This is a genomic window from Candidatus Symbiopectobacterium endolongispinus (genome assembly GCF_018777385.1).
In the GTDB taxonomy this organism is placed as follows: Bacteria; Pseudomonadota; Gammaproteobacteria; order Enterobacterales; family Enterobacteriaceae; genus Symbiopectobacterium; species Symbiopectobacterium endolongispinus.
In genome coordinates, this window is the sequence record NZ_JAFJYB010000001.1 from 384446 (window position 1) to 407453 (window position 23008).

The 23008-nt window shown below is 54.1% G+C and carries 16 protein-coding genes and 4 pseudogenes; 16 read left to right on the top strand and 4 right to left on the bottom strand.

From position 1 onward, the window contains the following. Positions 1-71: 71 nt before the first annotated feature. The 15 genes and pseudogenes from nuoC to tssK (JZM30_RS02015) all read left to right on the top strand — a co-directional run bounded on the left by nuoC (position 72) and on the right by tssK (JZM30_RS02015) (position 16237). Positions 72-1871: an NADH-quinone oxidoreductase subunit C/D gene (gene nuoC / locus JZM30_RS01950; RefSeq protein ID WP_252317387.1), complete on the top strand. Its 1800-nt coding sequence runs from the start codon at positions 72-74 to the stop codon at positions 1869-1871. A 2-nt stretch (positions 1872-1873) separates the two neighbouring features. Further along, entirely contained in the window at positions 1874-2407 is a 534-nt protein-coding gene (gene nuoE, locus JZM30_RS01955) for an NADH-quinone oxidoreductase subunit NuoE (protein ID WP_252317388.1), read from the top strand. Next, the gene (gene nuoF / locus JZM30_RS01960; RefSeq protein ID WP_252317389.1) at positions 2404-3753 is read left to right on the top strand and encodes an NADH-quinone oxidoreductase subunit NuoF; all 1350 of its coding nucleotides are present in this window, start codon (positions 2404-2406) and stop codon (positions 3751-3753) included. The genes nuoE and nuoF overlap by 4 nt, the downstream gene beginning before the upstream one ends. Positions 3754-3861: 108 nt before the next feature. Further along, on the top strand, positions 3862-6597 hold the full coding sequence (gene nuoG / locus JZM30_RS01965) for an NADH-quinone oxidoreductase subunit NuoG (protein WP_252317390.1): 2736 nt from the start codon (positions 3862-3864) through the stop codon (positions 6595-6597). Then, positions 6594-7571, top strand: coding sequence for an NADH-quinone oxidoreductase subunit NuoH (nuoH, locus tag JZM30_RS01970; RefSeq protein ID WP_252317391.1), 978 nt, complete (start codon positions 6594-6596; stop codon positions 7569-7571). Before nuoG ends, nuoH begins: the two co-directional genes overlap by 4 nt. A gap of 13 nt (positions 7572-7584) precedes the next feature. Further along, a complete protein-coding gene (nuoI, locus tag JZM30_RS01975; protein ID WP_252317392.1) occupies positions 7585-8127 on the top strand; it encodes an NADH-quinone oxidoreductase subunit NuoI in 543 nt (180 codons plus the stop codon). A gap of 10 nt (positions 8128-8137) precedes the next feature. Further along, a complete protein-coding gene (nuoJ, locus tag JZM30_RS01980) occupies positions 8138-8686 on the top strand; it encodes an NADH-quinone oxidoreductase subunit J (protein ID WP_252317393.1) in 549 nt (182 codons plus the stop codon). Next, positions 8683-8985: an NADH-quinone oxidoreductase subunit NuoK gene (nuoK, locus tag JZM30_RS01985; protein ID WP_252317394.1), complete on the top strand. Its 303-nt coding sequence runs from the start codon at positions 8683-8685 to the stop codon at positions 8983-8985. Before nuoJ ends, nuoK begins: the two co-directional genes overlap by 4 nt. After that, positions 8982-10832 (top strand): NADH-quinone oxidoreductase subunit L, encoded by a 1851-nt coding sequence (nuoL, locus tag JZM30_RS01990; RefSeq protein WP_252317395.1) that lies wholly within the window; start codon positions 8982-8984, stop codon positions 10830-10832. The genes nuoK and nuoL overlap by 4 nt, the downstream gene beginning before the upstream one ends. 144 nt (positions 10833-10976) lie before the next feature. After that, positions 10977-12512: an NADH-quinone oxidoreductase subunit M gene (gene nuoM / locus JZM30_RS01995; protein WP_252317396.1), complete on the top strand. Its 1536-nt coding sequence runs from the start codon at positions 10977-10979 to the stop codon at positions 12510-12512. A gap of 6 nt (positions 12513-12518) precedes the next feature. After that, positions 12519-13976, top strand: a complete 1458-nt coding sequence (gene nuoN / locus JZM30_RS02000; protein ID WP_252317397.1) for an NADH-quinone oxidoreductase subunit NuoN — start codon at positions 12519-12521, stop codon at positions 13974-13976. Between the two features lie 202 nt (positions 13977-14178). Further along, a complete protein-coding gene (gene elaB, locus JZM30_RS02005; RefSeq protein ID WP_252317398.1) occupies positions 14179-14487 on the top strand; it encodes a stress response protein ElaB in 309 nt (102 codons plus the stop codon). A 530-nt stretch (positions 14488-15017) separates the two neighbouring features. Continuing rightward, positions 15018-15704 (top strand): annotated as a pseudogene (gene tssK / locus JZM30_RS02010) (type VI secretion system baseplate subunit TssK). Continuing rightward, positions 15646-15873 (top strand): type VI secretion system baseplate subunit TssK, encoded by a 228-nt coding sequence (gene tssK, locus JZM30_RS24235; protein WP_367115809.1) that lies wholly within the window; start codon positions 15646-15648, stop codon positions 15871-15873. The pseudogene tssK (JZM30_RS02010) and the gene tssK (JZM30_RS24235) overlap by 59 nt, the downstream one beginning before the upstream one ends. Further along, positions 15764-16237, top strand: coding sequence for a type VI secretion system baseplate subunit TssK (gene tssK / locus JZM30_RS02015; protein ID WP_286673422.1), 474 nt, complete (start codon positions 15764-15766; stop codon positions 16235-16237). The genes tssK (JZM30_RS24235) and tssK (JZM30_RS02015) overlap by 110 nt, the downstream gene beginning before the upstream one ends. Positions 16238-16253: 16 nt before the next feature. On the opposite strand, the pseudogene JZM30_RS02020 reads toward tssK (JZM30_RS02015), so the two are convergent. From JZM30_RS02020 to JZM30_RS02035, 4 genes and pseudogenes are all read right to left on the bottom strand, one after another. Continuing rightward, a pseudogene (locus tag JZM30_RS02020) lies at positions 16254-17925 on the bottom strand (alpha,alpha-phosphotrehalase). Positions 17926-17972: 47 nt separating this feature from the next. Continuing rightward, positions 17973-19391: pseudogene (treB, locus tag JZM30_RS02025) on the bottom strand (PTS trehalose transporter subunit IIBC). A gap of 157 nt (positions 19392-19548) precedes the next feature. Continuing rightward, positions 19549-20971 (bottom strand): annotated as a pseudogene (gene treB, locus JZM30_RS02030) (PTS trehalose transporter subunit IIBC). A 472-nt stretch (positions 20972-21443) separates the two neighbouring features. Further along, positions 21444-21935 carry a GNAT family N-acetyltransferase gene (locus JZM30_RS02035; protein ID WP_252317400.1) on the bottom strand — a complete coding sequence of 164 codons (492 nt, stop codon included), beginning with the start codon at positions 21933-21935 and terminating at the stop codon, positions 21444-21446. A gap of 140 nt (positions 21936-22075) precedes the next feature. Here JZM30_RS02035 and JZM30_RS02040 point away from each other — a divergent pair, with 140 nt between their 5' ends. Continuing rightward, entirely contained in the window at positions 22076-22993 is a 918-nt protein-coding gene (locus JZM30_RS02040; protein ID WP_252317401.1) for a ParB/Srx family N-terminal domain-containing protein, read from the top strand. Positions 22994-23008 lie beyond the last annotated feature (15 nt).

Here is a 23008-nt window from a genome sequence, read left to right on the forward strand (position 1 = left end):
ACAGGGTAGCAAGATAATAAACGGCAGTCGCACCATTAACAGAATGGCAAAATTACCGTGGTGATATATTTATGACAGATTTAACGACGCACGACCTCGCGCAGCCGGCCTGGGCTACCCGCGATCACCGGGATGATCCCGTCGTTGGCGAGCTGTGTAACCGTTTTGGACCCGAAGCCTTTACCGTGCAGGCAACCCGTACCGGGATGCCGGTTGTATGGGTAAAGCGTGAGCAATTACTGGACGTTGTCACGTTCCTGAAAAAACTCCCAAAACCCTATGTGATGCTGTTCGATCTGCATGGGGTGGACGAGCGCCTGCGCACACACCGTGAAGGCTTGCCTGCCGCAGACTACTCTGTCTTCTATCACTTCATCTCCATTGAACGTAATCGCGACATCATGATCAAGGTGCCATTGTCTGAAAATGACCTGCGCCTGCCGACCATGGTGAAACTGTTCCCTAACGCCAACTGGTATGAGCGTGAAGTATGGGACATGTTCGGTATTACGTTTGACGGACACCCGCACCTGACGCGCATCATGATGCCGCAGACGTGGGAAGGTCACCCGCTGCGTAAAGACTACCCGGCGCGTGCCACCGAATTCGATCCCTTTGTGCTGACCAAGCAGAAAGAAAATCTGGAAATGGAATCTCTGACTTTCAAGCCTGAAGACTGGGGCATGAAGCGCGGGACGGAAAACGAAGATTTCATGTTCCTTAACCTCGGTCCGAACCACCCCTCATCACACGGGGCGTTCCGCATCATACTGCAACTGGATGGTGAAGAGGTTGTCGATTGTATTCCTGATGTGGGCTATCACCACCGTGGTGCGGAGAAAATGGGCGAGCGCCAGTCATGGCACAGCTATATCCCGTATACCGACCGTATCGAGTACCTGGGCGGCTGCGTCAATGAAATGCCCTATGTGTTAGCCGTAGAGAAACTGGCAGGGATCGTGGTGCCGGAACGTGTGAACGTTATCCGCGTCATGCTCTCAGAGCTGTTCAGAATAAACAGCCACCTGCTCTACATCAGTACCTTTATTCAAGACGTCGGTGCCATGACGCCGGTCTTTTTTGCCTTTACCGATCGCCAGAAAATTTATGATTTGGTGGAAGCCATCACCGGTTTCCGTATGCACCCGGCCTGGTTCCGCATCGGTGGAGTGGCACACGATCTGCCGCGCGGCTGGGAACGTCTGCTGCGTGAGTTTTTGGACTGGATGCCCAAGCGTCTGGATACCTACGTTACGGCTGCGCTGAAAAACACCATCCTCAAAGGACGTACTCAAGGCGTGGCGGCGTACAACGCTAAAGAAGCGCTGGAGTGGGGCGTCACTGGGGCGGGGTTGCGTGCTACCGGTATCGCGTTTGACGTGCGTAAATGGCGTCCGTATTCCGGCTATGAAAACTTTGACTTTGAAGTACCGGTCGGCGACGGCATCAGTGACTGCTATGCCCGCGTGATGCTGAAAGTGGAAGAGCTACGCCAGAGTCTGCGGATTCTGGAACAGTGCCTGAACAATATGCCGGAAGGCCCGTTCAAAGCCGATCACCCGCTGACTACGCCGCCGCCGAAAGAGCGCACGTTGCAGCACATTGAAACGCTGATCAACCACTTCCTCCAGGTGTCCTGGGGGCCGGTGATGCCGGAAAACGAATCGTTCCAGATGATCGAAGCGACAAAAGGCATCAACAGTTATTACCTGACCAGCGACGGCGGCACCATGAGCTACCGCACCCGTATTCGCACCCCAAGCTACGCGCATTTGCAGCAGATCCCTTCCGTGATTCGCGGTTGTCTGGTATCTGACCTGATCGTGTACCTCGGGAGTATTGATTTCGTTATGTCAGATGTGGATCGCTAATTATGCATGATCAAGACACTCAACAACCTATTAACGCCGCAGCCGATGCCGCGCCGAACGAGTCTGTTTTTGTATTGAGCGACGCTGAGCGCGATGCCATCGAGCATGAAAAACATCACTACGAAGATGCGCGCGCGGCGTCCATCGAAGCGCTGAAAATTGTTCAGAAACATCGTGGCTGGGTGCCGGATGGCGCTATCCATGCCATTGCCGACATTCTGTGGATTCCGGCCAGCGATGTAGAAGGCGTGGCGACGTTTTACAGCCAGATTTTCCGTCAACCGGTTGGGCGTCACGTGATTCGCTATTGCGACAGCGTGGTGTGCTACATCAACGGTTTTCAGGGCGTGCAAGCGGCGCTGGAACGAAAACTGAAGATCAAGCCCGGTCAAACCACCTTTGACGGTCGTTTTACCCTGTTGCCGACCTGCTGCCTGGGCAACTGTGACAAAGGCCCGTCGATGATGATCGACGAGGATACGCACAGCCATGTCAAGCCTGACGATATCGATTCGCTATTGGAGCCGTATCAATGAGTATGAATAGGATTTTGACGCCCGAACAGCATCCGCTGACCTGGCGTCTGCGTGATGACAAGCAGCCGGTATGGATTGACGAATACCGCGCAAAGAATGGGTATGCGACGGCGCAGAAAGCGCTCAGCGGCATGGCACAGGATGAAGTGGTTAGCCTGGTAAAAGACGCGGGCCTGAAAGGGCGCGGCGGTGCAGGCTTCTCCACCGGTCTGAAATGGAGCCTGATGCCGAAAGACGAAAGCATGAACATTCGCTATCTGCTGTGTAACGCGGATGAGATGGAGCCGGGCACTTACAAAGACCGTTTGCTGATGGAACAACTGCCGCACCTGCTGGTGGAAGGCATGTTGATCAGCGCATTCGCCCTCAAAGCCTATCGCGGCTATATCTTTCTGCGTGGCGAATACGTAGAGGCTGCCGTTAACCTGCGTCGCGCCATCGAAGAAGCTAAACAGGCGGGCCTGCTTGGTAAAAATATTCTCGGCAGCGGATTCGATTTCGAGCTGTTCGTGCACACCGGTGCCGGGCGCTATATATGTGGTGAAGAAACCGCGCTGATCAACTCATTGGAAGGCCGCCGCGCGAATCCGCGCTCCAAGCCACCGTTCCCTGCCTCTGCCGGTGCATGGGGCAAGCCGACCTGTGTAAACAACGTGGAAACCCTGTGTAACGTGCCTGCGATTATCGCGCACGGTGCCGAATGGTATCAGGGGCTGTCTGCTGGCAAGAGTAAGGATGCAGGCACCAAGCTGATGGGATTCTCTGGCCGTGTGAAAAACCCCGGTTTGTGGGAACTGCCGTTTGGCACCTCAGCGCGTGAGATTTTGGAAGACTACGCGGGCGGCATGCGCGACGGGCTTAAATTCAAAGCCTGGCAGCCGGGCGGCGCGGGTACCGACTTCCTCACCGAAGCGCACCTTGACCTGCCGATGGATTTCGAACATATCGCCAAGGCAGGCAGCCGTCTCGGCACCGCGTTGGCCATGGCGGTCGATCACGAGATCAACATGGTGGGGCTGACTCGCAATCTGGAAGAGTTTTTTGCCCGTGAATCCTGTGGCTGGTGTACGCCGTGCCGCGATGGTTTACCGTGGAGTGTGAAGATCCTGCGTGCGCTGGAGCGAGGCGAAGGGCAACCCGGCGATATTGAAACGCTGGAGCAACTGTGCCGCTTCCTCGGGCCGGGCAACACCTTCTGCGCCCATGCGCCAGGTGCCGTTGAGCCGCTGCAAAGTGCTATCAAGTATTTCCGTGACGAATTTGAAGCGGGTATTGCGCCGCAATATCTGGGAAATACCAAAGCGATTGGCGGTATTCAGCCGAACCTGCTGAAAGAGCGTTGGTAATCAAGCCGACAATAACAGGAGACGAAGCACGTCTCCGCTGGCGGATAGCCTGCTCTTATTACAGAATTTTTGATTAGCGCCTGTGGCAACACGGGCCATTATGGAAGCATGCTGACTATGGCTACGATTCATGTAGACGGCAAAGAGTATGAGGTGAACGGCTCGGACAACCTGCTAGAGGCTTGTCTGACGCTGGGGCTTGATATTCCTTACTTTTGCTGGCATCCCGCGCTGGGTAGCGTCGGTTCCTGCCGCCTCTGCGCGGTGAAGCAGTACCAGAATGCGGAGGACACGCGTGGCCGTCTGGTCATGTCCTGCATGACCCCCGCAACCGATGGCGCGTTTATCGCCATCGACGATGAGGAAGCCAAACTGTTCCGTAAAACCATCGTCGAATTCCTGATGACCAACCACCCGCACGACTGCCCGGTCTGCGAAGAGGGTGGCAACTGTCATTTGCAGGATATGACGGTGATGACGGGACACAACTTCCGCCGTTATCGCTTTACCAAACGTACTCACCGCAATCAGGATCTGGGGCCGTTTATCTCTCATGAGATGAACCGCTGCATCGCCTGCTATCGCTGTGTGCGTTACTACAAGGATTACGCCGGTGGCACCGATCTGGGCGTGTATGGTGCCCATGACAACGTCTACTTTGGCCGGCCTGAAGATGGCGTACTGGAAAGCGAATTTTCCGGCAACCTGGTCGAAATGTGTCCTACCGGGGTGTTCACCGATAAAACCCACTCTGCGCGCTATAACCGCAAATGGGATATGCAGTTTGCGCCCAGCGTCTGCCAGCAGTGCAGCGTCGGGTGTAACACCAGCCCGGGCGAACGTTACGGTGAGCTGCGTCGTATCGAAAACCGCTACAACGGTAGCGTGAACCACTATTTCCTGTGTGACCGTGGCCGTTTTGGTTATGGCTACGTCAACGCGAAAGATCGTCCGTGTCAGCCATTGCAGCGTCGTGGCGATGACTGGATTGCCATGAACGCCGATCAAGCGCTGCAAGGGGCGGCTGATGTGCTGCGCCAGTCAAAACGTGTCATCGGCATTGGCTCTCCGCGTGCCAGCGTAGAAAGCAACTTTGCGCTGCGTGAACTGGTGGGAGCGGAAAGCTTCTACACCGGTATTGCCCACGCTGAGCTGGCGCGTCTACAACTGATCCTCAACGTGTTGCGCGACAGCGGTGTACGCACCCCGATGCTGCGTGATATCGAAAGCTATGACGCCGTACTGGTGCTGGGGGAAGATTTGACCCAAACCGGCGCGCGTATCGCGCTGGCGGTACGTCAGGCGGTGAAGGGGAAAGCGCGTGAAATGGCGGCTGCGCAAAAAGTAGCAGACTGGCAGATTGCGGCAATTCTCAACATTGGCCAACACGCCAAGCATCCGCTGTTTATGACATCGGTAGATAAAACGCGTCTGGATGATATCGCTGCCTGGAACTACCGTGCACCGGTAGAGGATCAGGCGCGCCTTGGCTTCGCCATCGCTCATGCGTTGGATGAAAATGCCCCGGCAGTCACCGATTTGGATGCTTCTCTGGCACCGAAAGTTGACGTTATCGTGCAGGCACTGGCTGGTGCGAAAAAACCGCTGATTATCTCTGGTACCCATTCTGGTAGCGAAGCGATTATCGAAGCGGCTGCCAACGTGGCGAAAGCGCTTAAACAACGCGGTTCTGATGTCGGAGTGACCTTTGTTGCCTCCGCTGCAAACAGTATTGGCCTGTCAATGATTGGCGGCGGTTCGCTGGACGATGCGCTGGCACAGTTGGAGAGCGGTGCTGCCGATAGCGTGGTGGTGCTGGAAAACGATCTCTATCGTCATGCCCCGCAGGCGCGTGTGGATGCGGGGCTGGCTAAAGCCACCAATCTGATCGTGATGGATCATCAGCGCACCGCGATCATGGATAAAGCGTCGTTGATCCTCTCTGCCGCCAGCTTTGCTGAAAGCGACGGTACGCTGATCAATCAGGAAGGCCGCGCTCAGCGTTTCTTCCAGGTGTACGATCCGGCCTACTATGACAACAGCGTGGTAATGCTGGAAAGCTGGCGTTGGTTGCATTCGCTGGCGACCACCTATCAGAGTCGTAAGGTCGATTGGACACAACTGGATCACGTGATTGATGCCTGTGTGACGGCGTTGCCGCAGTTAGCAGGTATCAAAGACGCTGCGCCAGACGCCAATTTCCGTATCAACGGGCAGAAACTGGCGCGTTCACCCAATCGCTCCAGTGGCCGTACCTCAATGCGCGCCAATATCAGCGTGCATGAACTGCGTCAGCCACAAGACAAAGACACGATGTTCGCCTTCTCGATGGAAGGAAACAACAGCCCGACAGCCGCGCGCCAGCAGATTCCGTTTGCCTGGTCTCCCGGTTGGAACTCACCTCAGGCATGGAACAAATTCCAGGACGAAGTGGGCGGTCACCTTCGCCACGGCGATCCGGGTGTGCGCTTGATCGAAGCGGGCGAAGGCCAACTGGGTTACTTCGACGCCATTCCGGCAGCGTTTAACGCACAGCCTGGACAGTGGCGTGTAGCACCTTACTACCATCTGTTCGGCAGTGAAGAGATGACACAGCGCTCTACAGTTATCCAACAACGTATGGATGAGGCTTACGTGATGGTCAGTCTCGCCGATGCGGCGCTGCTGGGCGTTAACGCAGGCGCGCTGCTTGAGCTGCGCTGTCAGGGGCAGACCCTGCGTCTGCCGCTGCGCCTGAGCGACGCTTTGCGTCAGGGACAGGTTGGATTGCCGTTAGGGTTCCCGGGTATTGTGCCGTCGTTGGCAGGGGCAACCATTGAAAGTCTGCGGGAGGCTGCACAATGAGCTGGTTAACACCGGAGGTTATGGATACCTTGATCGCCGTCGGCAAAGCCGTGGTGATCCTGCTGGTGGTAGTCACCTGCGGCGCATTCATGAGTATGGGCGAACGTCGTCTTCTCGGGCTGTTCCAGGGGCGTTACGGGCCAAACCGTGTAGGCTGGGGCGGGTCGTTGCAGCTGGTCGCTGACATAATCAAGATGTTCTTCAAAGAGGACTGGGTGCCGCGCTTTACCGACCGCGTGATTTTCACGCTGGCACCGGTGATTGCCTTTACTTCGCTATTGCTTTCGTTTGCCATTGTGCCGGTCACTCCGACCTGGGGCGTTGCCGATTTAAACATCGGCCTGCTGTTCTTCCTGATGATGGCGGGGCTGGCGGTGTATGCCGTGCTGTTCGCCGGTTGGGCGAGCGGTAACAAATACTCTCTGTTGGGGGCGGTGCGTGCATCAGCACAAACGCTGAGCTACGAAGTGTTTCTCGGCCTATCGCTGATGGGTGTGGTCGCACAGGCGGGCTCGTTCAACATGCGCGATATCGTCGAATCCCAAGCGCACTTATGGAACGTGATTCCGCAGTTCTTCGGTTTTGTGACGTTTGCTATCGCCAGTGTGGCGGTGTGTCACCGCCATCCTTTCGACCAACCGGAAGCGGAGCAGGAACTGGCGGATGGTTACCACATTGAATATTCCGGTATGAAATTCGGTCTGTTCTTCGTGGGGGAATACATTGGCATCGTGACCGTATCGGCTCTGATGGTAACGCTGTTCTTCGGTGGCTGGCATGGGCCATTCTTACCGCCTTTCGTTTGGTTTGCGCTGAAAACCGGCTTCTTCATGATGATGTTCATCCTGATCCGTGCCTCGTTGCCGCGTCCGTGCTATGACCAGGTGATGACCTTCGGGTGGACCGTCTGTTTGCCGTTAACGCTGCTCAATCTGCTGGCGACGGCGGCCGTGATTTTGTACAACGCACACTAAAGGGAACTGAACCATGAAGATAAAAGACATTGTGGTTGGTTTCGGTACCCAGGTACGCAGTATCTGTATTGTCGGGTCCAACGCCTTCAAAAAGCGTGAAACCAAAATGTATCCGGAAGAGCCGGTTAACCCACCCCCACGCTACCGTGGCCGTATTGTGCTGACGCGCGATCCGGATGGTGAGGAGCGCTGTGTTGCTTGTAACCTGTGCGCCGTGGCCTGTCCGGTCGGCTGTATCTCGTTGCAGAAAGCGGAAATGAAGGATGGCCGTTGGTATCCCGAATTTTTCCGCATCAACTTCTCGCGTTGCATTTTTTGCGGGTTTTGCGAAGAAGCGTGCCCGACCACCGCGATTCAGCTGACGCCGGATTTTGAAATGGGCGAGTACAAGCGCCAGGATCTGGTGTACGAAAAACAAGATCTGTTGATCTCTGGGCCCGGTAAATACCCGGAATACAACTTCTACCGGATGGCGGGTATGGCTATCGATGGGAAAGAGAAGGGCGACGCCGAAAACGAAGCAAAACCCATTGATGTAAAAGGCATTTTGCCCTAAGGAGCCGAGCATGGAATTCGCGTTTTATGCATCGGGGTTAATCGCCATTCTGGCGACCATACGTGTGATTACCCACACTAACCCCGTACATGCATTGTTGTATTTAATCGTCTCGCTGCTGTCTATCTCCGGCGTATTTTTCTCGCTGGGGGCCTATTTCGCCGGTGCGGTGGAAATCATCGTTTATGCCGGTGCCATCATGGTACTGTTCGTGTTTGTGGTGATGATGCTCAACCTTGGCAACAGCGTAACCGAGCAGGAAAGCGCCTGGCTGAAGCCGGGCGTGTGGATTGGTCCTGGTCTGCTTTCGCTGCTGCTGCTGATTGTGGTGGTCAGGGCGATTTTCAGCCTGAGCGGCGCGGAAATTTCCGGTGCGGTAATCGACGCCAAAGCCGTGGGGATCACGCTGTTTGGGCCGTGTGTGCTGGCGGTTGAACTGACCTCCATGCTGCTGCTGGCCGGGCTGGTGGTTGCGTTCCACGTAGGCCGTGAAGACAAAATGCTCGATAAGCAGCCGAAAGAAGATGCAGAGAAAAAACTGGCGGAGGAGCGCGCATGATCCCGTTACAACATGGGCTGGCCCTGGCTGCCATTTTATTTCTGCTCGGGCTGACTGGTCTGATTATTCGGCGTAACCTATTGTTTATACTGATCAGTCTGGAAGTGATGATCAATGCCGCCGCGCTGGCGTTTGTGGTTGCCGGCAGCTATTGGGGGCACGCGGATGGACAGGTTATGTATGTTCTGGCGATCACGCTGGCGGCAGCGGAAGCCAGTATCGGTCTGGCGCTCTTGTTCCAGATGTATCGCCGTCGTCATACCCTGAATATCGATACTGTCAGTGAGATGCGCGGATGAACTTACTCTACTTAACAATATTATTCCCGCTGCTCGGCTTTTTGCTGTTGGCATTTTCACGCGGTCGTTGGTCGGAAAACACCGCCGCTACCGTGGGCGTGGGTTCTATCGGGTTGGCCGCATTGACCACCTGCTGGGTCGCGATTGATTTCTTTGCGCAGCACCATGAAGGCGGCGTAACCTTTTTCAATCAACATCTGTGGACCTGGATGGCTGTAGGCAACTTTGATATTGCCTTCCGTCTGGCGCTGGATGGCCTGTCTCTTACCATGCTGTCGGTGGTGACGGGGGTAGGCTTCTTTATCCATCTGTTCGCCTCCTGGTATATGCGCGGTGAAGAGGGGTACTCTCGCTTCTTCGCCTACACCAACCTGTTTATTGCCAGCATGGTGATTCTGGTGTTGGCGGACAACCTGCTGCTGATGTATCTCGGCTTGGAAGGGGTAGGGCTGTGCAGTTATCTGCTGATCGGTTTCTACTACACCAATCCGAAGAACGGTGCAGCGGCGATGAAAGCCTTCGTCGTGACGCGCGTCGGTGACGTGTTCCTGGCGTTCGCGCTGTTCATCCTGTTCAAAGAGCTGGGCACGCTCAATTTCCGCGAACTGATGGTGTTGGCACCGCAGAAACTGGCAGAATGGTCTCCGGCGATTACCTGGGCAACGCTGATGTTGCTGGGCGGCGCTGTGGGTAAATCTGCCCAGTTGCCGCTGCAAACTTGGCTGGCGGATGCGATGGCAGGCCCGACTCCCGTCTCTGCGTTGATTCACGCTGCGACCATGGTGACGGCAGGGGTTTACCTGATTGCCCGTACGCACGGCTTGTTCCTGATGGCGCCAGATGTACTGCATCTGGTGGGCGTTGTCGGTGCCGTAACACTGGTGCTGGCGGGGTTTGCCGCACTGGTACAGAGCGACATCAAACGCGTGTTGGCCTACTCCACCATGAGCCAGATCGGTTACATGTTCCTGGCGTTGGGCGTGCAGGCGTGGGACGCGGCGATTTTCCACCTGATGACGCATGCCTTCTTTAAAGCATTGCTGTTCCTGGCCTCTGGCTCGGTGATTCTTGCCTGCCATCACGAACAGAACATCTTCAAGATGGGCGGGCTGCGTAAAACGATTCCGCTGGCGTATGTCAGCTTCCTGATTGGCGGCTCGGCGTTGGCAGCGCTGCCGTTGGTTACCGCAGGCTTCTTCAGTAAAGATGAAATTCTGGCGGGCGCCTGGGCTAACGGTCATATGGATCTGATGATGGCGGGGCTGGCCGGGGCGTTTATGACGTCGCTTTATACCTTCCGCATGATTTTCATCGTGTTCCATAGTGAAGCGAAGACCAAAGCGCACGCAGGCAAAGGACTGTCTCACCACATTCCTTTGCTGGTGCTGATGGTGCTCTCCACTTTCGTTGGTGCACTGATTGTGCCGCCGTTGCACGGCGTGCTGCCGCAGACCACGGAACTCGACAATGACCGTACTTTGACGCTGGAAATCGCGTCTGGCGTGGTAGCGATTGCCGGTATTCTGCTGGCTGCCGTGCTGTGGCTGGGTAAACGTCAGTTCGTGACCAGCGTAGCGCAGAGTGCACCGGGTCGCTTCTTCTCCACTTGGTGGTTCCACGCCTGGGGATTTGACTGGCTGTATGGCAAAGTCTTCGTACAACCGTATCTGGCGATTGCCAAACTGCTACAGCGCGATCCGTTGAACGCGATGATGGGCTTGCCTGCCGTGGTGGTGCGTTGGGGCAACAAATGGTTGGCCGTCAGTCAGAATGGTCAACTGCGCTGGTATGTTGCGTCAATGGGCGTAGGGGCGGTTGTGGTGCTGGCATTGTTACAGTTTATCTGATGGCCTGTTATCTGATGAAACAGTGTCGTGAGATAAACGCGATGAAAGACACGCAGTAATGATGCGCAGGGGCGGGAGGCCAAGAGTAATGGCTTCCGCCACAGCAAGTTTTCAGATTTCTTAAAATTAGGGACGCAAAACGCCATGCTATTACCTTGGCTAATACTTCTCCCCTTTATCGGCGGCCTGCTGTGCTGGCAGCTTGAGCTCTTTGGCACCCGCGTGCCGCGCTGGATCGCACTGATATCGATGGGGTTAACGCTGGTGCTGTCGCTGCTGCTTTGGTCGCAGGGCGGGTACTCTTTAACGGCGCAGGCTGATGTGCCGCTCTGGCAGTCTGAATACAACGTGTCGTGGATCCCGCGCTTCGGTATCGGTATCCACCTGGCGCTGGATGGGTTGTCGCTGCTGATGGTGGTGCTGACCGGCCTGCTGGGGGTGTTGGCAATCCTCTGTTCGTGGAATGAAATTCAGCGTTATCAGGGGTTCTTCCACCTGAACCTGCTGTGGATCCTGGGCGGTGTGATTGGCGTGTTTCTGGCAATTGATATGTTCCTGTTCTTCTTCTTCTGGGAGATGATGCTGGTGCCGATGTATTTCCTCATCGCACTGTGGGGACACAAAGGTTCCGACGGGAAAACGCGTATTACCGCGGCCACCAAGTTCTTCATCTACACCCAGGCCAGCGGTCTGATTATGCTGATTGCCACTCTAGCGCTGGTGTTTGTGCATCACGATGCCACCGGGGTGTGGACCTTTAACTACACCGATTTGTTGAAAACCCCGATGTCGCGCGGCGTGGAATACATGCTGATGCTGGGCTTCTTTATCGCCTTTGCCGTGAAAATGCCTGTGGTGCCGCTGCACGGCTGGTTGCCGGATGCGCACAGTCAGGCTCCTACGGCGGGTTCTGTTGACCTGGCGGGTATCTTGCTGAAAACCGCGGCCTACGGCCTTCTGCGTTTCAGCCTGCCGCTGTTCCCCAATGCATCCCATGAATTTGCTCCCATAGCGATGTGGCTGGGCGTTATCGGTATCTTCTACGGCGCCTGGATGGCGTTTATGCAGACCGATATCAAGCGCCTGATTGCCTACACTTCGGTCTCACATATGGGCTTTGTAATGATCGCCATCTACTCCGGTAGCCACCTGGCGTATCAGGGGGCGGTCATTCAAATGATTGCGCACGGGCTTTCTGCGGCCGGTCTGTTTATTCTTTGCGGCCAGCTTTACGAACGCCTGCATACGCGCGATCTGCGCCAGATGGGCGGCCTGTGGGCGCGCATTCGTTTCTTGCCCGCGTTGTCGCTGTTTTTTGCGGTGGCGACCTTGGGTATGCCTGGCACCGGCAACTTCGTCGGCGAGTTTATGATTCTGTTCGGTAGCTACCCTGTGGTGCCGGTGATCACCGTGATTTCGACATTTGGTTTGGTGTTCGCCCCCGTCTACTTGCTGGTGATGATGCAACGCGCATACTACGGCACGCCAAAATCCGAGGAAAAACTGCCGTGGCTGTCCACCCGTGAATTGTCGATGGTGATGTTGCTGGTGGTATTGCTGGTGCTGCTCGGGTTGTTCCCGCAGACCATCCTGAATACGTCTGATGCGGCAATGGCTAATATCCAGCATTGGTTTATGTCATCAGTGACTGATTCAACACTTTCAACGACAAGGCCGTAATTTGCCATGACAATAACTCTTCAACACCTGGTCGCGCTTATGCCGCTGTTAATCGTCGGTTTGACCGCCGTGGTTGTGATGCTGTGCATTGCGTGGCGACGCAACCATTTCTTCAATGCCACTGTCACTGTGATCGGTCTTAACATCGCGTTGTTCTCGCTGATTCTGGTGGGTAACGCCGGTCCGATGGACGTGACGCCGCTGTTGCGGGTAGACGGTTTCTCGATGTTTTACACCGCGTTAGTACTGCTTGCCAGCCTGGCAACCTGCACGTTCGCTTACCCGTGGCTAGAAGGCTATCCAGATAACCGCGACGAGTTTTATCTGCTGGTGGCGATTGCTGCATTGGGCGGGGTTCTGCTGGCAAGTGCTAACCATTTGGCGTCGCTGTTCATCGGCATTGAACTTATTTCACTGCCGCTATTCGGTCTGGTGAGCTATGCGTTTCGTCAGCGTCGCTCGCTGGAAGCGGGCATCAAATACATGCTGCTTTCTGCTGCCGCCTCGTCCTTCCTGCTGTTTGGGATGGCGCTGGTGTATGCCGATTCGGGTAGCCTGAGCTTTGCCAGCCTGGGTGCGCGTATGGCGGATCGCACGCTGCATGAGCCGCTGCTGCTGGCCGGCCTCGGTATGATGATTGTCGGTTTGGGGTTCAAGCTCTCGTTGGTGCCGTTCCACCTCTGGACGCCGGACGTGTATCAAGGTGCCCCGGCGCCAGTGTCGATCTTCCTGGCGACCGCCAGCAAGATCGCCATTTTTGGTGCAGTCATGCGTCTTTTCCTTTATGCACCGATGGTTGACAGTGACTCGGTGAGAACCGCACTGGGTGTGATCGCGTTTGCCTCCATCCTGTTTGGTAACCTGATGGCGGTTGCGCAAAGCAATATTAAACGTCTGCTCGGTTACTCTTCCATCGCTCACCTCGGTTACCTGCTGGTGGCGCTGATTGCCGTGCAAACTCACCAGTTGGCATTGGAAACGGTCGGCGTCTATCTGGCGGGTTATCTGTTCAGCAGCCTGGGCGCCTTCGGGGTTGTCAGTCTGATGTCCAGCCCGTACCGTGGACCGGACGCGGATTCCCTGTTCTCTTATCGCGGGCTGTTCTGGCATAAACCGATTCTGTCTGCGGTCATGACGGTGATGATGCTCTCTCTGGCCGGTATCCCGATGACGCTGGGCTTCTTCGGCAAATTCTATGTGCTGGCCGTGGGCGTTGATGCCAAGCTGTGGTGGCTGACGGGTGCGGTGGTGGTGGGGAGTGCTATAGGTCTCTACTACTATCTGCGTGTCATGGTTAGCCTGTATCTGACCGCACCGCAAGAACGTCAGCGTGATACGCCCAATAACTGGGCGCTGACCGCCGCCGCCGGCGTGGTGCTGATTTCCGCCATCGCGGTACTGCTGCTGGGCCTGTATCCACAGCCGCTGATTTCACTGGTGCAGATGGCGCAGCCGCTGATGTAATGCACTAGCGTTGCGCTAAAAAGCCGCCGCAGCCATTACTGGTTGCGGCGGCTTTTTTTTTTGCGCGTCAGGGTACCATGTTGGTCTGATTTTTACCCTTATTTGTATTTTCGAAATGGTCTGTGGGTCATCAAGGCCCCTAAGGTGCGGAGAACTTGACTATAGTTAATCTACCGTTGTGTGAAATAACATGGAGTAGATAATGGCTGAGAAAAAACAACCCGCTGAAGATATTCGGATTGAAGACGACGCTAAATTATTAGTAGATACGTTGGACGATATATTACGTTATTCTGGTGACAACGCAGATGAAGCCTATATAACGTTAAAGAAAAATGCGGAGAATGCCCTATTGGAAGTTAAAGCGAGATTGGGTATTTCCGACAGTTATTATGCAAAAGCAAAACAAGTGGCGAATCGTGCGGACGGCTATGTGCATAAAAAACCGTGGCACGGTGTTGGCGTTGGTGCATCGTTAGGGTTAGTGATTGGTCTGCTGTTGGCGCGCTGATAACGTTATTTTTAATGGGTACGGTGATAATGTGATTATTGCCGTGCTGTTTTTTTGACCTTTCTTGATACACTGACTATATTCAGGAAAATATTATCTTGTTGTTATTATATTACACGTGTGCAACGGAATAAATTCGTCACTTTTTTATCGAAGCTAAATATCTTTTTGATAAGCGAAGATTCTCATTTGTTTTTTCTACGGGTGATTTTGTTTCTTCCTGGCTACCATATCTGCTAATGTGTTGCCGTCATTAACGTTACTCTTACCTGTAAATAATATCACTAACGGATAAGTGCATTAATGCCCTGGGTTCGGGGCTGGTGCAGGTATTATCATCATACACGTCGGTTGAGATACTCCGCTGTATAAACCGGCATTGCCAGAATGCATGAAGATATTGAGGAGAACCATCAAGCATGAAGACGCCAAGGCCTCGATGGAACAGAGGCGCCTTGCTTTCTTACCGGCCATCTCTGCTTACTTCGGAGCAGAACAGACTGAGCCGCAAACACGCTTTATCCCAGTCATTGTCAAATACATGGGGTGTCGAAGCGTTACAACTTGATGAAGAGGCGATACAGCATCAGTCTTTAACGCTAAAGCAACTGCGTCTGTGTTTGCCTGACGGCACGTGGATTGACTCTGCCGGCTTTCCTGCGCTTTCTTGTACAGTACCGTTGGATCAACGTTTGGCACAACAGCTGCAACAGGTAGATGTGCTGTTGGCGCTCCCTTCCAACGAGCGCCAGTGCGAATCGTTACCTCACCATTCTCGTGTGCAGGAATCGCCTGCAGTAGCCTATAGCGTGAAAACGCCGGATAGCGGATTCCGAGAAAACGGTGTGGCCGTGAGCTCTGCAATATGTGTACGCTTTAGCGTTGATGAAAACCGTGGTTATCAAACGTATCCTATTGCGCGACTTAATCGGAATGGGCAAGGACAGTGGGAAATCGATCCCTCGTTCATTCCATCGTTGCTAACGTTTTCCTCGTCGCCGATGCTGATGGTGCAGTAGAAGCAACTGTTGTTGCGTTCTCGCATCAAACGTAGCCGCATGCTGGCGCTGCGTCATGAACATCCCAGAAAGCATGGGCAGCCTGATATCCCGCTGTTTTGGTTGTTGAATGTGTTAAATCGCTACGAGTCCGTGCTGAGTGAAGTCAGCCTGGCAACTGCGTTGCATCCGGAATTGGTCTTATCGCGAGCTGGTTAAATTAGCCGGGCCGTTGTTGCCCTATACGCAGGCGTGGAGCACGGCTGACATTCCTCGCTATGATCATTCTCGTCCCGGAGAGGTGTTTCCGCCTCTTTTTTCACTGCTCAATGCGTTGCTTGAAACCTGTATGCCTGACAGAGCTGTGGGGGATCGAGCTGAGTCGTGAAAAAGATCATCTGTGGGTCGGGCAGTTGCAGCCGCATAATCTGGACTCCGTCTCTGAAATTTATCTTCTGGCACGCTCCCCCTGGCCTTCACATCGGCTGCGTGAGCATATCATGACGCGGTGTGAGGTTGGCACACGGCATACCGTCCGTGTGCGCCAAGCTGCAGAGAGTCAGGACAAACCGTTACAACCGGTTAACCACATTCCTGCTGTCATTCCTCTGAATTGGGAAAACCTCTGCTTTAGCGTCGACCTTGAGCATTCCTGCGTGCAGGATGCGCTGTCTTCCGGGCACTGTGCTATCTCTGTGCCCGACCACTGTGGTGATTTATCGCTGAGGCTTTTCGCCGTGCTGAAGGAGTAAATTGCGACCTTCCCCCTCAGAGTTCAGTATCAGACAGCCAATAAATCGCCTCATAAGGGCGCAGCGTTAGTGACACCGGGTGCACGGGAGGATCATCATAGTTGCTCAGCAGCGGACGCCAGCGCTGGGGGAACTGCTGGTTAGGCAGCGCGTAATACTGTATTTCCCGGCTCAGGTTGGCGAGCACCAGCAACTGCTGTCCCTGCCAGAGGCGGCGATAGAACCAGAGGGTTGGATGCTCAGGGCCCAGGTCGTGATAGTCGCCATAGGTCAGCAGTGGAAGCGCTTTACGCAGGGCGATCAATCGTTGGTAGGTGTAAAATACCGAGTGCGGATCGGCAAGTGCCTGCGAAACGTTGATCTCCGCGTAACCTGTTCCGGGGGATACCCAGGGCGCACCTGACGTAAAGCCCGCCGACGGCGCAGCTGACCACTGCATCGGGCTGCGACCATTATCGCGTGATTTGTGGGCAAGAATACGCAACACCTGCGCTGGTGTTTCACCTTTGGCGAGATGTTCCGCGTAGACATTCAGGCTTTCTATATCGCGATAGTGCTCAAGGGTGTCATAGCCGGGGTTGGTCATTCCGATCCCTTCCCCTTGATAAATATAGTGGGTGCCCTGCATGCCGTGCAGCACCATTGCCAACATTTTGGCTGACGGTGTGCGGTAGTCGCCCTCATCGCCAAAGCGAGAAACGATGCGTGGCTGATCGTGATTACACCAGAACAGCGCACTCCAGGCTTTATTACGCATACCGCGTTGCCAGGTATTGAACAACGCTTTAAACGCAACGAAATCCGGGGCTGCCAGCGTCCACTTCTCTCCGCCAGGATAATCCACTTTCAGATGATGGAAGTTAAACGTCATTGACAATGCATTACCCGTCAGTGGGGCATAATGCTGGCAGTTCTCTAACGTGGTCGAAGACATTTCACCGACGGTCATGATTCCGCGCGGTGAAAATACGGTGCGGTTGAATTCGTGAAGAAACCCCACCATGCGCGGCCCATCGGTGTAATAGCGTCGACTGTCTCCTGCGTTATCCGAAGGGAAATCCTGTTGTTTCGACACCAGATTGATCACATCCAAACGCAGGCCATCCACCCCTTTGTCTGCCCAAAAGTGACAGACCGCTTGCAACGACCCGCGCACCGGTGCGTGCTCCCAGTTCAAATCGGCTTGTTGTGGCGCGAACAGATGCAGGTAATGTTGCTGGCAGTGGCATGCCACTGCCAGGCGCTACCGCCGAATTTTGAACGCCAGTTGTTAGGCGGTGTGGTTTCTGTTCCCGCGCGCCAGCAGTAAAAAGGTGCGGTAGTCGCTGCCAGGCTTTTGGGCCTACACAAACCAGGGATGCTGCGTAGACGTATGTTAAACACCATATCCATAATGATACGCATGCCGCGCGCGCGTGTGCTTGCGCGATCAGCGTTTCCATATCGTGCATTGTGCCATAGGCAGGATCGATGTCGCGGTAGTCCGCAACGTCGTAACCATTATCCACCTGCGGTGAGGGATACACTGGCGTAAGCCACAGCGCATCGACACCTAACTGTTGCAGATACTCTAGGCGCGAAATAATGCCTTGCAGGTCTCCGGTACCAGAACCGGTGCTGTCCTGAAAACTCTTAGGATAGATTTGATAAATGACGCCAGTACGCCACCAGGGAAGCGGTGCTACCATACCATTACCTGTTTACGCTTTACCTGTAAGCTAATTATAGGACGCAATTACCCATTGGGCAATGCGCCCAGTCGTTGTTTCCGCCGGTACACCGTGGTGGTCAGTATCACTGGTATCACGACGGCGCTCGCCATGGCGACCAGATAGACGCTCCAAAATGAGGGTTTGATGGACAGAATGCCAGGTAAGCCACCGACGCCAATGCCGTTGGCCATCACGCCGCCGATGCCGCACAAGAGTGCCGCCAGCGCGGAGCCAATCATGCCACACAGCATGGGAAAACCGTATTTGAGGCCGATACCGTACATAGCGGGCTCTGCCACGCCCAACATTGCGGAAATCGCCGCTGGCACAGAGGTCTCACGTTCATTCACCTTGCGACTGATCAGCATAATACCAATCACCGCCGAGCCTTGAGCGATGTTGGACAGTGCAATCAGTGGCCAAACCGGGGTGTGTCCCATACTTTGGATCATTTGCAAATCGATAGCCAATGTGGTCTGGTGTACGCCGGTAATCACCAGTAGCGAATAGAAAAAACCAAACAGTGCGGCACCGACTGGGGCAAAACTGCCCGTCATCACGCTCGCGATAGCCCAGGCAATGCCATCCCCCAATCATGCGTCCAACCGGGCCGATAACCGTGTGCGCAAGAAATACCGCCAGTAGAAGCGACAGCACTGGGACGCTCACCAGATGCAGTGAATCCGGTATCCATTTTTTAAGACGTAGCTCAATCATCGCCAGCGCAATACCGGCCAGTAGAGAAGGGATAACCTGTGCCTGATAGCCGATACACTGTATCGTGAATATTCCAAAGTCCCACACCGCAGGTATTTGCTGACCGATAGAATAGGCATTCATAAACTGGGGGGAAACGAGCGTGATGCCGAGAATGATGCCCAGCACCGGTGCGCCACCCATTTTTTCACCACTGACCAGCAAATTGCAACGGGCAGGTAGTAGAAGATGGCCTCACCCAGCAGCCAGAGAAAATCATAGATCGCGCGGCACATTGGGCTGCGTTCGATCAGCGACTGACCATCAACCAGTGGAATGTCTCCGATAACGTTGCGGACGCCGAGGATCAGACCACCGCTAATCAAGGCCGGCAAAAGCGGGTAGAAGATCTCTGCGAAATGTGAAATAGCCCGGTCCCACAGTGACATCTTATGACGCATGGTGTGCAGGGCAGTTTCCTGATTTTCAGGGGCTTTACCGATGGCGGCCTGTAATGCCTGGTAATAGGCTTCAACGTCAGTACCGATGACGATTTGGCATTGGTCGCCATGGGTAAAACACCCTTTGACCATGGAAAGCGTTTTGATGTGGTCGATGTTGGCCTGTCCGGGGTGTTTTAATACCAGGCGTAACCGAGTGATACAGTGCGTCAGCGTGGCAATGTTCTGCCTCCCCCCGAGTTGCTTAATCAAGTCTTCGATCGTTTGTGGCTGTACCTTGCTCATTTCTTTAACCCTTTTCTTTGGATGTGGCGAAGTGGTGGATCAAGGATAGGCAACGATGCGTCGGTAATCGCCAGTGAACGGGGATTACGAGCGAATTATTAGATTTGTCAGGCACCAAGTGATAAGCCTGATGCCTGCGGCGTGTTGAACGCCTCATTTACTGGAAAGGTAAGGTCGCGTTGCGCAGCTTACGGCGATAGACCACCATGGTTAACAGCGCCGGTATCACGATGGCAATCACCATTGCCGCCAAATAGATGCCCCAAAAAGTGGGCTTGATGGATAAAATACCCGGTAAACCGCCAACGCCAATGCCGTTGGCGGTGACGCCGAAAAGCCCGCATAGCAATCCGGCCAGAGCTGAACCCGTCATGGCGCACAGCATCGGGAATCCATATTTCAGATTGATGCCATACATGGCCGGTTCAGTCACGCCCAACATGGCAGACAGTACCGCTGGCACGGAAACTTCGCGTTCGTTGTGTCGGCGGCTAATTAGAATGATGCCAATCACCGCGGAACCCTGGGCAATATTCGATAATGCAATCAGTGGCCATACCGGAGTCCCTCCCATGCTATGAATCATTTGCATATCAATAGCGAGTGTTGTTTGGTGTACCCCGGTAATCACAAGAGGCGCATAGAGAAACCCAAACAGTGCGGCCCCTATCGGTGCGAAACTGCCGGTCATCAGTCCTTTCACCACCCAGGCGACGCCGTCACAAATCAAACGGCCAAACGGACCAATCACCGCATGCGCCAGTGCAACGGAGGCCAGCAGGATGGTGACAGGAACGACGACCAGATAGAGTGAGTCAGGCACCCATTGCTTTAACCGCGTCTCGATCAGCGCCATAGCAATGCCAGCCAGCAGCGACGGAATAACTTGTTCTTGATAGCCAACCTTTTCGATGGCAAACCAACCAAAGTCCCAGACGTCTGGGATTTGCTGGCCTATCTGATAGGCGTTCATCAGTTGTGGTGACACGAGGGTAATGCAAAGGATGATACCCAATACTGGCGTCCCGCCCATTTTCCTCACGGCCGACCAGCACACAGCGACCGGAAGGTAGAAGAAGATTGCTTCACCCAACAGCCAGAGAAAATCATACAGTGATTGCCAGGTTGGGTGGCGTTGGATCAGGGTTTGCCCGTCAGAGAACGGAATATCGCCAATCACGTTACGCAAACCCAGAATCAGCCCGCCGCTGATGAGTGCAGGCAGTAGCGGGAAGAAAATCTCAGCAAAGTGAGAAATCCCGCGCTCCAGAACCGTCATGTTATTGCGTGCTGACTGACGCACACTCTCTTTGTCGGCTTTGATTTTGCCCGTGCGCGCTAATTGCCTGAAAATATAGGGGGCAAATCCACTCAGTGCCGATCACCACCTGAAACTGCCCTGCGGTGATGAAACAGCCTTTGACCATCGGTAGCGTTTCAATACCTTTGGCATCGGCTAGGGCAGGGTCTTGCAACACGAAACGCAGGCGGGTAATACAGTGAGTGAGTGTGACGAAGTTATCAGCTCCGCCCAGCAGCTTGATTAATCGCTCAATATCTTTTTGTTGTACCTTGCTCATTGTGCGTCCTTGTGTGAATACCCAGAGTGAACAGGTTAAGGATAGGTAATGAACGTGCGGCAGGGGAAACAAGATAACTGCAGTGAGATCGCAATCAAATAATCGCAGCTGTTATAATCGGTTCTTAGAAGAGGGTGAGGTGCGAGCAGAGAAAAAACGAAGGCCGCTTGATGAAAAAAAGTGACCTTAGCGAAGAAAGTGGCTGTTATCAGAACGGGCTGATGATTGAGCCGATACGTTCGCAGTAGCTGACATAGATATCCCCCATTTTTTTGAAGAACTTACTGATATCGCGGAACATTTTCATAATAAGTCTCCTTGGGTTCGTTAATAAATGTGATGTTCATCCCATTTTAAATAGTAACATAAAGAGAATGATGTTTCAACATTTTTGTGATGAGTGTCACTTTTTTTAATCAAAACGACATTCGCCACCGTGCGCTGTAAGCAATAACGGTTTTGATAGTAAACGTTATCCCCAATTTTTTCTGCGGCGAGTAGGCGCTCGACAAACACAAAACCCAAGCGTTGAGCCAGCGCATTGCTGCGCTGATTTCACGGTAGCAGCCTTGATGATGATGAAGGTGTCCAGTATGGCGGCATAGGTGAATGAATCGATTAATAACTGAATCGCCTGTGAAGCGATGCCTTGCCCTTGAAAGCGTTCAGCCATCCAATAACCAATCTCTCCCTGGGTGGCTTTCAGGCTGTTAAAGGATGCCACACCGGCCATTTCTCCCTGCCAGCGGATGAGATAGACCGCTGAGCGTCCGGCAAAAAAATCCGCGCGATTCTCTCTGATGGTTGTCAGGGTATCCTCGATGTGTCGCACGCTGTCTGGCCAGGCCAGGGTGTGACGCAGACGCGCTTTTTCCTGTTGTATCAGAGAAAATAACGCGGGGGCATCGTGCTCTTCTTGCAATGCCAACGTGAGATGCGGCGGGCAATGTAGCGTGTGTAACATGAAAGCTCCCTGCTGTTGTTTTATGTGTTGTGCATCGGGAGGATGCTGTGGAAGTCTTGCCATCCGATAGTATATGATTATACTGTGCTGATCTGTTGGGTCAACGTCTTCCATCTCGAGGTTTTATGAAGCAAAGGCATTTGCAATGCACGCGCCCAGCGCAGGGGCGTGCTACTTGGATCGTCACCGGTATTGTGATGTTGATGGCAACTTGGAGCGGAGCAGCATTTGCCAACGCGACGCTGATTACCGTGAAAGCGTCAGCCATTCACCCCACCCAACCCGCGATAGGCAAGGCGGAAGTTGCCTACGATCTCGCCCATTATCGGCAAAAATCTCGTGCGCTGTTTGATGATTTCTGTAAGGGAGAAGGGGCTGGGAAAGTGACTGATTTCTCGGACTCGTCGACTCTTGCCACAGCCACGAGTTTTCGCTGCGCGAAACCGGCTGGAACACATCCTGATGCGGTAAAATCGGCGGTGATTGCCCCGGATGGACAGGTTTACCTGACGGACGGGCATCACTCGGTGAGTGCGCTGCGCGCCAGCACGCCGGACAGCGATATCACGCTGTCATTGCGTATTACCGATGATTTGTGCCATTTACCCTCAATGGCGGTGTTCTGGGATTACATGCAACAGCATCATCTGGTGTGGCTGGGGGGACCTGCGGGCAAGATTGCACCGCAGGAATTGCCCTCTCAGGTAGGTATCGACGCCATGCAGGACGATCCTTATCGCTCAGTGCTTTATTTTTTGCGCGATATTGCCTATGAACGGCCGGAACCGTCTCCCCCGTTTTTAGAGTTTTATCTGGGTGCATGGCTGAAAAATCAGATGGTCATTACGCCTGCGGATACGGCAACACAGCAGGCATATTTTGCTCTGTTGCAAAAGGCGGCGCAGCTTCTGATACAGGCATCACCGCAAACCCATACCTTACCCGATTCTGCTTCGCCGACCTTGAGTCAACTGGGGCAACTGAGCGAGGTTAATCATAAAAAATTGGACAAGCTGAATAACCCCGACGGTAAGCTGGCGCTGCTATTTCGCTCCTGAAACTACGTATAGCGC